Genomic DNA, 12,627 nt, shown 5'->3' on the forward strand with positions numbered 1-12,627 from the left:
TTTTATCGCATGCTGGCAAAAAGCGCCTTAACCCGCTGATGAACCTCAGGAAGCTCGTGCGGCGCCACCGGCTTGCTGAACAAAAAGCCCTGACCAAAGCCACCGCCAAGGGACAACACCTGCAGGAACTCCTCTTGGGTCTCGATACCTTCGACTATGACCTTAAGGCCAAGCTTGGCCGAGAGGTTCAGCACCATCTCCAAAATGGCGTATTTGTCTGGATGGCTGTCCAGGCCCGACACCAGGCTGCGGTCGACTTTCAAGATATCGAGCGGCAACTGGCGAAGGTACGCAAGAGACGAGTAACCGGTACCAAAATCGTCCAGGGCGACTTTCATGCCGAGCTGGCGCAGCCGGGTGATAATGTCGATGGCGCTTTTGGGGTCGGCCATCACCGCCGACTCGGTCAGCTCCAGTTTGAAACAGCTAGGCTCTACCCCTTCTCTTTCAAGAAGCGCAGCGATACGGTCCGGCAGGGCCGGGTCGTGCAGTTGCAGCGCCGACAGGTTTACCCCCAAGCTAAAGCCCGTTGGGTGCAGCGCCTTGAGGCCTTCATCGGCAGCCAGCGCCACCGCCTGGGCCATTACCACGTCGCTGAGCTGGCGAATAAGGCCGGTTTCTTCGGCCACCGGAATAAAGCGGCCAGGGCTGATGGTGCCTTTGGTGGGGTGCTCAATGCGGGCCAGGGCCTCGTAACCACTTACCTCGCCTCGTTCAAAATCGACAATGGGTTGGAGCTTAACCTTGACCCAGTTTTGGCGAAGGGCCATGCGCAGCAGCTGCTCGGTGTCCATGCGCTCCAGGCTGGAGGCGCGCATGCAATCTTCAAAGAGCCGGTAATCGCTGCCCTGGTGGGAGCGCATGTCCCGAAGGGCAAGCTGGGCCGCGTAGATACCCTCTTCGGCGCTAAGGGCCTCCATGCTTTGCAGGTCACAAGCCCCGATATGGCAAGACAGCCACAACCGCTGCTCGCCTAGCGCAAAGGGCTCGTCAAACAGCGCCATCAACTCGCGCACGAACTGTTCCAGTTTGCGCGGCTCGCCAATGGGCAGCAAAAAGCCGTACAGCCCCGTCCCCAGCAGCGCCAGCAAGGAGTGGTGATCGGTCTTGGTCATCAACCTTTCGACCACCGCCTGCACCAAAAACAGCACATCGCGGCGGCTGAGGTTTTCCACCACCAGGCCGCGGTTGGCAATATTGAGTATGACGATGGACAGCGGCTCGCCTCGGCTTAAGCGCTCGTTGGTCATCAGCTCAAAATACTGACTGTTCACCAGACCGCTTTCCTTGTCGTGAAAGCGCACTTTGGTGATATCCGAAACGGTACCGGACATCCAGGTAACCTTGCCGGTGTCGGGGGAGCGGTCACAGACCCCACGGCATAACACCCAGCGATAACCGCCGGCGCCGTCGCTGATGCGATATTCCACCTGCAACCGTTCGCTGACCCCGTTCATATGAAGATGCAGGGCCTTTTTAAAGTTGCCCACATCCTCGGGGTGCATTTGCGCCAGCCAGTGATTAAGGCCAAAGGTGCTGTCGCCATTGTTGGACACCAGGGAGCCCAGCCATTGGGTGGACACGGTCACCAAGTCTTGCTCCGGGTCCCATTCCCAGATGCCGACCCCGGCGCCTTTAACGATGAGGTCGAGGCGCTTGGTGCGCTCCAATACCCGTTGTTCCAGTTCCTGGCGGCTCTCCTCCAACGATTGCAGGTTCTCTTCCATAGACTCGAGCAGAAAGTTGGTGAGGATGGCCAGTTTTTGCAGATCGACATCGGCACTGTCGGTACTGACCCGAAAGGAGAAATCCTGGTCCACGGCCCGGCAAAGCTGGTCGGCAATACTGTTAATGCCTTCTCGAAGTAACTGCTGGCTCATGGGCGCTTTCCGTCAAAAAACAGTTCGAACTGGCATAACTCGTCGCCGCGGTGCACGCAGCGCCGGTGCTCGAGGCGACCGGTTTCCCCGTAATGTTCAAGTAAGCGGTAAAAAAGGGCCTCATAAAGGCCGCAAAGGGCATTTTCTGAGCGGTAATTCACCCAAAACCGGCCTTCATCCTCGATAAGTTCAAACTTGCTGGCCACCGCTTTTTTGGTGGAGTGGTCCACCACGCTGGACGCCAACGTCTGGTGAATGCGGGGCTGGCGCCGCAAAAAGTCGTAGGCAGACTCGGCCATGTCGTAGAAAAGCGGAAATTGCTGGCGCGACGCTTTGATAAAGCGCTCGGCATAGAGGGCAAAAAGGGCCTTATCGTCGAGGCCAAAATGCTCGCCAGTGGCCTTTATCAAGGCCAGGCACTGGGCATTGTCGTAATCGGTGTCGATACGAAAGGATGGCAGCGCTTTGAGGCCGGCCTTTTCGGCTACGGCCACCAGGGCCTCTTCGCCCCCCAACTCGCGCACACTGTTAACCAGCACATACTGGATATAGCCAAGCATTCTGTACCCCTTAACCAAGACATCACGTACTCGTCCCTGATCTCAGGCCATTTGCCCGGCAAACCCCTTTAACGGCTGGGGAGCGCCAAAATTTAGTCCAGCAGCACCAGATCGTCCCTGTGAATAACGACAGGCCCCCTGTCGTACCCCAGTGCCATGGCGATGGCGTCGGAATGTATGCCAAGGATAGCTGCCATTTCAGCGGCGCTGTACCGGCATAACCCCACCGCCAGGGTATTACCATCGGGACCGAGCAGTTTTACCGCATCGCCCCGTTCAAACTGCCCGGACACCGCCTTTACCCCTTTGGGCAGCAGGCTGGCGCCCTTGCTGAGCAGGGCGTTGACCGCACCGGCATCAAGCTGGAGTTGTCCTACGGGCGGCGGCCCGGCAAGGATCCATTGCTTGCGATTTTCCAGCGGATCGTCGATGGCGCTAAAGCGGGTGCCAACCCGTTCGCCCTGTACCAGGCGGCGGATCACATCCGGCCCCTGGCCACTGGCGATCACCACGGTAATACCGGCCCGGCGCGCTACATCGGCCGCTTGCAGCTTGGTGGCCATGCCGCCGGTTCCCAGCCCCGATACGCTCCCCCCGGCCAGCCGGTGCAAGGTGGCGTCGATGGTCTTCACCTCTTGTATCAGCTCGGCATCGGGGTTGGCACGGGGGTCTGCGGTAAAGAGACCCGGCTGGTCGGTAAGCAGCATCAGCAGCTCCGCCTTGGCCAAAATAGCCACCCTGGCCGACAGGTTGTCGTTGTCGCCCACCTTTATCTCGTTGGTGGCAACCGCATCGTTCTCGTTGATAAGGGGAATAACGCCGTGGCTAAGCAAGGTGCCGAGGGTATCGCGGGCATTTAAAAAGCGCTCGCGGTCTTCGAGATCGGCCCGGGTCAGCAGCATCTGGCCAACGTTAAGGCCATAGAGCCCAAAGAGGTGTTGCCACAGATGTACCAGTTGGCCCTGGCCGATGGCGGCCAGCATCTGCTTGTGGGGAAGATCGGCCGGCAAATCCGGAAACCCCAGCAGCTCGCGGCCGGCAGCCACGGCGCCGGAAGTAACCACAATCAGCTTGTGGCCGGCCTTTTGCAGCAGGGCGCATTGGCGCACCAGCTCCACCATGTGGGCCCTGTCCAGGTGCTGGGCACCGGCGGTCAGGACACTGGTTCCCAGTTTGACAACAACGATCATCAGGCAGCTTCCGAGACATTAAAGCCCCGTTATACCTGCGCCTCAGGGCCTTGCCAATGCCTCGATATAGTGTTTTCGGCACACCGAGACATAACGGTCGTTGCCGCCTATCTCCACCTGGGCCCCTTCCTTGATGGGCTGGCCGTCAATGCCGACCCTAAGCACCCGGTTGGCCTTGCGGCCACAGTGGCAAACGGTCTTGAGCTCTACCAGCTTGTCGGCCCAGGCCAGCAGGTACTGGGCGCCTTCGAAAAGCTCGGCCCGAAAATCGGTACGAAGGCCAAAGGCCAGCACCGGAATACCGAGCTCGTCGACAATGCGGCAAAGCTGCGCCACCTGGGCTTTGGTCAGAAACTGGGCTTCGTCCAGCAGCAAGCAGTGAAAGCGTTGGGTATGGGAAAGCCCCAGCACCTCGGCAAAGAGATCGCTCTTGTCGTCAAAGACCTGGGCTTCGCTTTCCAGACCGATGCGAGAGCTGATAATGCCCTTGCCGCTGCGGTCGTCCACGGCGGCGGTGTAGAGGAGCACGTTCATGCCGCGCTCCTTGTAGTTGTACGCCGACTGCAGCAGGGACGTGGATTTCCCGGCATTCATCGCCGAGTAATAAAAATAAAGCTGGGCCATTTAGACTTCCTGTTTTTTGGGCGCCAGTGTACCCCATCCCCCCAGCAGCGTCACCGCTACCACCAGGGCGGCCAGCAGCGCACCCCACAGTGCCCAAAGGGGTAGCGCCAGGGCGCTAAGGCCATAACCGAGAACACAAAGCCCGGCAGCAAGGCCAGCGTAGGGCAGCTGGGTCAGCACATGGTCCATGTGCTCACACTCGGCCCCAGCCGACGACAAAATGGTGGTGTCGGAGGCCGGTGAGCAGTGGTCGCCAAAAACGGCGCCGGAAATAACGGCGCCAAGCGCCATGGGCAGCATAGCAGGCTCCACCAACTGGCCGGCCAGCGGCAGCATGATGCCAAAGGTGCCCCAGCTCGAGCCGGTGGCAAGGGCCATGACCATGGCCACCACAAAGAGCGCCAGGGGCATCCAGGGGCCGACCGAGGCCGCCTCGATAAGAGAGGCAAGGTAGCGGCCCACCGCCACGTCCTTCATCACCGCCGCCAGCAGCCAAGCGCTCAGCAACAGGTAAATGGCCGGCAGCATGGTCTTGGCCCCTTCCCAGGCGGTGGCAAGGCGCTGGGTCTTTTGCTTGAAAAAGCTCCAGGCAAGTGCCGGCACGGCGCCGAGCACCAGCGACAAACCCACGTTGGTGTTTTCAAGGGCGGCAATGGCCGAGAAGGGCCCACTGCTGGCAAAGGCGCCGGTGATAAAAAGCGCGGCCAGGGTTACCAGTATCAAGGCCAGTAGCGGCCCCAACAGCGGCATCAGCTGGCCCTTGGCTGCCTTTAGCTCGGCAGCGGCACTCGGCCTTGCCTTGGCCTTTTTCATGGCACCAAGATCCCAGTCAAACCAAGCGGTGATCAGCACAATGGTCAGCGCCAGCCAGGGGTAAAAAGCGGCTTGGCTCATGTCCACAAAAAGCCCCATGGGGCTCGCTGCCATGGGCGCCAACAAGGAGAGCATAAAAGCGCCCCAGGACGAGAGCGGCATCAGGGCGCAGACCGGCGCTGCGGTCGAATCAATGTAGTAGGCCAGGCGCTCGCGGCTCAGCCGGTAGCGGTCGGCCAGTGGCCGGGTGGCCTGCCCTACCGCCAGGGCGTTGAAATAATCGTCGATGAAAATCGCCAGGCCCAGGCCAACGCTCATCAAGCTGACCCCACGGCGAGTGGCGATACGGCTGGCGCAGGCTTCGGCAAAGGCCTGGGCGGCGCCGCTTGCCTGCAGCAGCCGGGACAGCGCCCCAAGCATCAGCAAAAAGCCCACGACTTGCAGCGTCCACCAGCTGATGCCGCCGTCGTAAAACAGCGCCAGGGCCTTGCCGGCAAGATAGCGAGGGGCATCGAAGCTACCGGCCAACAGCCAGGCACCGGTGGCCGAGCCCAGCAGCAGCGACAGCAAAATGCGCCGGGTGGCCAGGGCCAGCCCCAGGGTCAGTAAGGTGGGTAACAGCGCGAGGGAGGATTGGGAGAGATCGTTTAAGTCCATGGAATTTCCAAAAATTCCCATGGAGAACCACAAAAGGAGCCAGGGCCTTCGGTAGCGCTCCATAGTGATTGTTCAAACTATGGCAGTGGCGCAGCTTTCGCTTACGGCACCAGCCGGGCGGCTTGATATCGGCCCGACTTCGGCGTACTGACCTTTTGCCGGGGATCTTGGGCATCACCCTCCCCCCGGCGACTCTTCCAGGACGCACCTCTACTTGGCGGCGCGTACTCTGGCAGGGGTGGTAAGTGATTGCAAACAAAAAGTGCGCCACCAGGGCGCACTTTTTAGCCGAAGGCGCGGGCTCAGAGCTTGCTGGTCAGCTCCGGCACCAGCTCGAACAAATCCCCCACCAGGCCATAGTCGGCCACCTGGAAGATGGGCGCTTCCGGATCTTTATTGATGGCGACAATAACCTTGGAATCTTTCATGCCGGCCAGGTGCTGGATAGCGCCACTGATGCCCACGGCGATGTACAGATCCGGCGCCACTATCTTGCCGGTCTGGCCCACCTGCCAGTCGTTGGGCACAAAGCCGGCGTCAACCGCGGCCCGCGAAGCGCCGATGGCGCCGCCCAGTTTATCGGCCAGGGCTTCGAGCATTTTGAAGTTGTCGCCGCTTTGCAAGCCACGGCCGCCAGACACCACCACCCGGGCGCTGGCCAGCTCAGGGCGCTCGCTTTCGGTAAGCTCGGCGCTGACAAAGCGGCTGCGGCTGTTGTCCTGGCCAGCGGCCAGGTTCTCAACCGGGGCGCTATTGGCGCTGCCGGTGCCCTCAAAGGCGGCCGGGCGCACCGTAACCACTTTAATGGGGTCCAGCGCCTGGACAGTGGCAATGGCGTTACCGGCGTAGATGGGGCGGCAGAAGGTATCGGCGCTTTCTACGGCGACGATATCGGAGATCTGCGCCACATCCAGCAAGGCGGCAATGCGCGGCATCAGGTTCTTGCCGGTGGTGGAGCTGGCCGCCACCAAGTGGCTGTAAGCCGGCGCCAGGGCTACCAGGGTTTGACTCAGGCCTTCTGGCAGCGGATGCGCAAAACGCGCCTCATCCAGCACCAGGACTTTGGCGACACCATCAAGTTCAGTTGCAGCACGGATAACCTCCTGACACTGATGGCCGGCCACCAGCAAATGAATATCGTCGCCCATGGCCAGGGCAGCGCTCAGCACCCGCGCCGTTTCAGGCTTGAGGTGTTTGTTGTCGTGTTCGGCAATGACCAGAATGCTCATCAGATCACCTTCGCTTGGTTACGCAGTTTATCCACCAGGGCATCGACCCCATCTAGGATCTCCCCGCCTTGGCGCGCCGCTGGCGCCGCGACTTTAAGCACCTTCACCCGAGGCGCCAAATCCACCCCAAGGGCGGCGCCGTCCAGCACGTCCAGGGGTTTGCGCTTGGCCTTCATGATGTTGGGCAAGGTGGCGTAACGAGGCTCGTTCAGGCGAAGGTCGGTGGTCACTACTGCTGGCAGAGCCACGGCGATGGTTTCCAGGCCGCCGTCCACTTCCCGGGTGACCAGCAGCTCGCGCCCCTCGACCACCAACTTGGAGGCAAAGGTGGCCTGGGGCCAGTCGCTTAGGGCCGCCAGCATCTGGCCGGTTTGGTTGTTGTCAGAATCGATGGCTTGTTTACCGAGGATCGCTAAATCCGGGCTTTCCTGCTCGCACACCTTGGCCAGCAGTTTGGCCACCAGCAAGGAGTCGAGGCCGTCTTCGGTTTTAACCAGCACGGCGCGGTCGGCGCCCAGGGCCAGCGCGGTACGCAGCTGCTCCTGGCAGGCATCAGAGCCCACAGAGACCGCCACCACTTCGGTGGCAACGCCTTGTTCTTTAAGACGTACCGCCTCTTCTACCGCGATTTCACAAAAGGGGTTGATGGCCATTTTCACGTTGGCCAGGTCAACGGCGCTGTTGTCGGATTTGACCCGCACCTTGACGTTGTAATCGATGACGCGTTTGACGGCGACCAGTACCTTCATGGGTTGTACCTCTGGGCTCATCCAAGCCGGCCACTGGACCGGCGCAACCTTTACCGTCAAAATACTTACTGTTAACGTAAACGTCAACCTGACAAGTCACAGATAAGAGCAGCCCCCAAGGCTACCGAGGAGCCCTTATGGAACGCGAAACCATGGAATTTGATGTCGTCATCGTCGGCGCCGGCCCAGCCGGGCTGAGTGCCGCCTGTCGCTTAAAGCAGTTGGCGCCAGAGCTGATGGTTTGTGTGGTGGAAAAAGGCTCGGAGGTGGGGGCCCATATTCTGAGCGGCGCCCTGTTCGAGCCCCGCGCCTTAAATGAGTTGTTTCCCGATTGGCAGCAGCGCCAGGCGCCCCTCACCACGGCCGTCAATAAAGACGCCCTGTACCTTTTAAAAGAAAACGGCGAAGTGGAATTGCCAGGCTGGGCCATCCCCCCTTCCATGCACAACAACGGCAATTACATCATCAGTCTTGGCAACCTGTGCCGCTGGCTGGCCGAACAGGCCGAAGCCCTGGGGGTGGAGATTTACCCGGGCTTTCCCGCCGCCGACATCCTCTATGGCGCCGACAACCAGGTCATCGGCATTCAAACCGGCGATATGGGCCGCTTAAAAGACGGCAGTGAAGGCCCGCAGTTTCAGCCCGGCATGCAGCTTTTGGCCAAATACACCCTCTTTGCCGAGGGTTGCCGGGGCCACCTTGGCAAGGAGCTTATCGAGCGCTTTGCGCTCGACAAAGGTAAAGATCCCCAGCACTACGCCCTGGGGTTCAAGGAGCTGTGGCGTATTCCCAAGGCCCAGCACCAGCCTGGCCTGGTGGTCCACGGCGCCGGTTGGCCCTTGGACGACACCGCCAGCGGCGGCAGCTTTCTCTACCACCTTGACGACGACTTGGTGTCGGTGGGGCTGATCGTCGATTTGAACTACCGCGACCCTTACCTCTCGCCCTTTGACGAATTCCAGCGCCTAAAGCACCACCCGCTTTTTGCAAAGTATTTAAGCGGCGGCGAACGGCTCAGCTATGGCGCCCGCGCCATCGCCAAGGGCGGCTTTAACGCCCTGCCCCAGACGGTGTTCCCCGGCGGCCTCTTGATAGGCTGCGACGCCGGCACCCTGAACTTTGCCAAGATAAAAGGCAGCCACACCGCCATGAAGTCCGGCATGCTGGCCGCCGAAGCGGTAGCGGCGACACTGACTGGCAGCCAGCCGCTGACTCCACAGAGCTTTGATGAACGCTTTACTCAATCCTGGCTTTATCAGGAGCTTTACCAGCACCGTAATTTCGGGGCGGCGCTCCATAAATGGGGGCCGCTGTGGGGCGGCGCCTTTAACTGGTTCGAACAAAAATGCCTGGCCAATAAAGCGCCCTGGACCCTTTCCGACGCCATTGCCGACCACCAGCAATTGGAAACCATTGATTCCCACAGGCCGCGTGAATATCCCAAACCCGATGGAAAATTAAGCTTCGACAGGTTGAGTTCAGTTTTTATTTCCAACACCAACCACGAAGAAAACCAGCCTTGCCATTTAAAACTCAAGGATCCCTCGCTGCCGGTAAGCTACAACTTGCCAAATTTTGCCGAACCGGCGCAGCGTTACTGCCCGGCTGGAGTTTATGAGATTGTTGATGAAGGGGACGCAAGACGTTTACAAATCAATGCACAAAACTGCATCCACTGTAAAACCTGCGATATAAAAGACCCCTCATTGAATATTCGCTGGTGCCCTCCGGAAGGGGGTGGCGGGCCAAATTACCCCAATATGTAAGAAAAAAAGCAGCAAAAGCTGCTTTTTTTCTTTTAAGGGCTTGCAAGAAAGGCAATCCTTTTTTAAAAATAGAGTATCTTCATTCCTTGCTAATCTCTTAAGGGAACTTCAATGTCAGATTTTCTGCAAATTCTGGGCAACCAACGTCGCCTGAACGCCGCCACTAAAGAACTCACCCTGGCCGAGCTCGAAGAAATCAAAGGCAAACTGGACGCGATCATCGCGTCTCGCGCCGAAGAAGAAGCCGAGCGTCAAAAAGAAGAAGCCGAGCGCACCGCTAAAATCGACGAGCTGCGTAAAGCCATGGCTGAAGCCGGCATTTCTGCAGAAGACATCCTGGGCGGCGCTGCCGCTGCTCCTTCTCGCCGCGGCGGCAAAGGCGCCAAGCGTCCTGCCAAATACCGCCTGGAAAAAGACGGTGAAGAGCACCAGTGGACCGGCATTGGCCGTATGCCCAAAGTATTCAAGGAAATCGTCGACAACGGCGGTAGCCTGGACAAGTACCTGATCAAATAAGTTTCAGGTATTTGCAAAAAAGGGCCTTAAGGCCCTTTTTTATTTTCCGCTTATTCCTGTTTTGCCGTAGCAATAGCACGCCGTTACTGCGCTCAAAAAAACACCACTTCAAAAGGCCGCTGAAATTTCCTCCGCCAGCACCACCGCATTTACCGCGCCAGCAGCAGCTGAGCCGTCCTTAAAGCCCAGCTTGCTAAACCTTGACTGAAATAGCCCACAAGGCCAGACATCAGCCACCAGCAACAATCATTTACAAAATCTCAGGTAGTTGATTTTAAATTAAATTAGCTATGCCGCCTTGGGCTTTCGGCAAAGCCTGGCAACAAAAAGGCCGCTTGCGCGGCCTTTGGTATCAGAATTTACTGTGGGCAGGGCAACAACTTTCGTCGTCGCTTTCCAGGGCATGGTGCCCTTCTTCTTTTTTCGCTGCCAGGTAACGGGCGTTATGAGCGTTACGGTAAACCCGGGTGCCGACTCTGTCGTCCACATGAATACCGTTGGCTTGCAATTGGGCAATTTTGCGCGGGTTGTTGGTCAACAGCCGAATATGGTCAATCCCAAGGGCTTTTAACATTTCGGCCGCGACAGTGAAATCGCGCTGGTCGTCTTCAAACCCTAAGGCGCGATTGGCCTCGTAGGTATTCATGCCTTCGTCTTGCAGGGCATAGGCGTCCAATTTATTGATAAGGCCAATACCGCGGCCTTCTTGGCGCAGGTAAAGAATAAGGCCACCTTCGGCACTGATGCGCACTATGGCTTCTTCCAATTGCGGGCCGCAATCGCAGCGGGCAGACATAAACACATCGCCGGTTACGCACTCGGAGTGCATCCGCACCAGCGGCTCGCTGCGCTGCCAGTCGCCAAGGGCCAGGGCAAAGTGCTCCTTGCCGTCAGCCAGATTATCGAAGGTGATGAAGGTCGCCAGGTAACGGCCTCCAAGAACAGGGATCTCTACCTGACGTCGTACCTTGACTGCCATATCGCCAGTATCAGCTGTCATCGCTTCACCTATACATCACGATTTATCGCAAGGTTGCCCCTGCTCTTAAGAAAATGCTTTTTAAGCTTAGCCCCAACACCTTTGGGGGTGCCATGATAGATCAGTCGCGCCATTTAAAAACCCCTGAAAAAGGAATGACTTTGTTCGCTTTCCTGCAAAGCCGATCACAAGGGCCATTTCACTGGATGCATCCCGGTGCCGACTTGGCTAGAATGTGGCGCCTTTTTGGCGGCATTTTTTCATTTGAGGTAGAGCATGAGTAACCAGACCGTCGGCTTTGTCAGCCTGGGCTGCCCCAAGAACCTGGTGGATTCCGAGCGGATCCTGACCCAACTGCGGGTTGAGGGCTATAACATTGTGCCCAGCTACAACGATGCCGATCTGGTGATCGTCAACACCTGCGGCTTTATCGACAGCGCCGTGCAAGAATCCCTGGACGCTATCGGCGAAGCCCTCAATGAAAACGGCAAGGTTATCGTTACCGGCTGCCTGGGCGCCAAGGAAGATGAAATTCGTGAAATTCACCCCCATGTGCTGGGCATCACCGGCCCCCACGCCTATGAAGCGGTGCTGGACAAGGTTCACGAGCACCTGCCGGTGCCCAAACAGCACAATCCCTTTTTGGATTTGGTGCCGCCGCAAGGGGTTAAGCTGACTCCGCGCCACTACGCCTACCTGAAGATCTCCGAAGGCTGTAACCACCGCTGCAGTTTCTGCATCATCCCCAGCATGCGCGGCGATCTGGTATCCCGCCCGGTGGGCCAGGTGCTGAGCGAGGCCGAGCGCTTGGTGGGTGCCGGCGTCAAAGAGCTGCTGGTGATAAGCCAAGACACCTCCGCCTACGGCGTGGATACCAAACACCGCACCGATTTTTGGAACGGCCGCCCGGTGAAATCCGACATGTACCAGCTCACCGAAGCCCTTGGCGAGCTGGGGGTCTGGACCCGCCTGCACTATGTGTACCCCTACCCGCACGTGGACAACATCATTCCGCTGATGGCCGAAGGCAAGGTATTGCCTTACTTGGATATGCCGCTGCAACACGCCAGCCCTGCCATCCTCAAGCAGATGAAGCGCCCCGGCCAGGTGGAGCGCACCCTTGAGCGCATCCAGCGCTGGCGCCGCGACGTGCCGGACTTGACCCTGCGTTCCACCTTTATCGTCGGCTTCCCCGGTGAAACCGAGGACGACTTCCAGATGCTGCTCGATTTCATCAACGAAGCCGAGCTGGACCGGGTGGGCTGCTTTAAATACAGCCCAGTGGAAGGCGCCGCCGCCAATGCTCTGGCCAATCCGGTGGACGAAGCCGTTAAAGAAGAACGCTTCGCCCGCTTTATGGAAGCCCAGCAGCGCATCAGCGCCGCCAAGCTGCAGCGCAAGGTTGGCACAGTGCAAGAGGTGCTGATTGACGAAGTGGACGAAGAAGGCGCCATCGGCCGCACCAAGGGTGATGCCCCCGAGATTGACGGCGTGGTGTATCTCAACGGTGAAAGCGGCGTGAAGCCCGGCGACATCGTCAAGGTCAATATCGACAACGCCGACGAGTACGACCTCTGGGGCAGCAAGCTCTAAGCAATAAGCCGGCGCAAGCCGGCTTTTTTATCAGGCCCGTTCGGGCTAAGCCAGGCGGGCGCAAATGCCGC

Annotated in this window: 11 protein-coding genes and 1 riboswitch; of the genes, 3 read left to right on the forward strand and 8 right to left on the reverse strand. The window is 58.9% G+C overall.

Annotated elements, in window-relative coordinates; translation table 11 throughout:
* Positions 1-2 precede the first annotated feature (2 nt).
* The 7 genes from EDC28_RS12895 to EDC28_RS12925 form a co-directional block, all read right to left on the reverse strand.
* Positions 3-1,880: a sensor domain-containing protein gene (locus EDC28_RS12895; RefSeq protein ID WP_050659384.1), complete on the reverse strand. Its 1,878-nt coding sequence runs from the start codon at positions 1,878-1,880 to the stop codon at positions 3-5.
* Positions 1,877-2,440 (reverse strand): heme NO-binding domain-containing protein, encoded by a 564-nt coding sequence (locus tag EDC28_RS12900; protein ID WP_123421878.1) that lies wholly within the window; start codon positions 2,438-2,440, stop codon positions 1,877-1,879. Before EDC28_RS12900 ends, EDC28_RS12895 begins: the two co-directional genes overlap by 4 nt.
* Before the next feature lie 92 nt (positions 2,441-2,532).
* On the reverse strand, positions 2,533-3,630 hold the full coding sequence (proB, locus tag EDC28_RS12905; RefSeq protein ID WP_050659382.1) for a glutamate 5-kinase: 1,098 nt from the start codon (positions 3,628-3,630) through the stop codon (positions 2,533-2,535).
* 42 nt (positions 3,631-3,672) lie between these two features.
* Positions 3,673-4,254, reverse strand: a complete 582-nt coding sequence (locus EDC28_RS12910) for a thymidine kinase (RefSeq protein ID WP_050659381.1) — start codon at positions 4,252-4,254, stop codon at positions 3,673-3,675.
* A complete protein-coding gene (locus tag EDC28_RS12915) occupies positions 4,255-5,724 on the reverse strand; it encodes a Na+/H+ antiporter NhaC family protein (protein WP_170164120.1) in 1,470 nt (489 codons plus the stop codon). It abuts the gene before it with no gap.
* A 44-nt stretch (positions 5,725-5,768) separates the two neighbouring features.
* Positions 5,769-5,945, reverse strand: a riboswitch (Lysine riboswitch).
* An 81-nt stretch (positions 5,946-6,026) separates the two neighbouring features.
* Positions 6,027-6,953 carry an electron transfer flavoprotein subunit alpha/FixB family protein gene (locus tag EDC28_RS12920; protein WP_123421880.1) on the reverse strand — a complete coding sequence of 309 codons (927 nt, stop codon included), beginning with the start codon at positions 6,951-6,953 and terminating at the stop codon, positions 6,027-6,029.
* Positions 6,953-7,702 carry an electron transfer flavoprotein subunit beta/FixA family protein gene (locus EDC28_RS12925; RefSeq protein ID WP_050659378.1) on the reverse strand — a complete coding sequence of 250 codons (750 nt, stop codon included), beginning with the start codon at positions 7,700-7,702 and terminating at the stop codon, positions 6,953-6,955. The genes EDC28_RS12920 and EDC28_RS12925 overlap by 1 nt, the downstream gene beginning before the upstream one ends.
* A 137-nt stretch (positions 7,703-7,839) precedes the next feature.
* Between EDC28_RS12925 and EDC28_RS12930 the strand changes: the two genes are divergently transcribed.
* Together EDC28_RS12930 and EDC28_RS12935 are read left to right on the forward strand one after the other, a co-directional pair.
* Positions 7,840-9,468: an electron transfer flavoprotein-ubiquinone oxidoreductase gene (locus EDC28_RS12930; protein WP_123421881.1), complete on the forward strand. Its 1,629-nt coding sequence runs from the start codon at positions 7,840-7,842 to the stop codon at positions 9,466-9,468.
* Between the two features lie 111 nt (positions 9,469-9,579).
* Positions 9,580-9,984 carry an H-NS histone family protein gene (locus tag EDC28_RS12935; protein WP_050659376.1) on the forward strand — a complete coding sequence of 135 codons (405 nt, stop codon included), beginning with the start codon at positions 9,580-9,582 and terminating at the stop codon, positions 9,982-9,984.
* A 352-nt stretch (positions 9,985-10,336) separates the two neighbouring features.
* Here the strand turns inward: EDC28_RS12935 and ribA are convergent, their stop codons facing one another.
* Positions 10,337-10,984, reverse strand: a complete 648-nt coding sequence (gene ribA / locus EDC28_RS12940; RefSeq protein WP_050659375.1) for a GTP cyclohydrolase II — start codon at positions 10,982-10,984, stop codon at positions 10,337-10,339.
* A gap of 255 nt (positions 10,985-11,239) precedes the next feature.
* Here ribA and rimO point away from each other — a divergent pair, with 255 nt between their 5' ends.
* The gene (rimO, locus tag EDC28_RS12950) at positions 11,240-12,556 is read left to right on the forward strand and encodes a 30S ribosomal protein S12 methylthiotransferase RimO (RefSeq protein WP_123421883.1); all 1,317 of its coding nucleotides are present in this window, start codon (positions 11,240-11,242) and stop codon (positions 12,554-12,556) included.
* The last annotated feature ends 71 nt before the right edge of the window (positions 12,557-12,627 follow it).

The sequence above is a fragment of the Gallaecimonas pentaromativorans genome (genome assembly GCF_003751625.1).
Taxonomy (GTDB): Bacteria; Pseudomonadota; Gammaproteobacteria; order Enterobacterales; family Gallaecimonadaceae; genus Gallaecimonas; species Gallaecimonas pentaromativorans.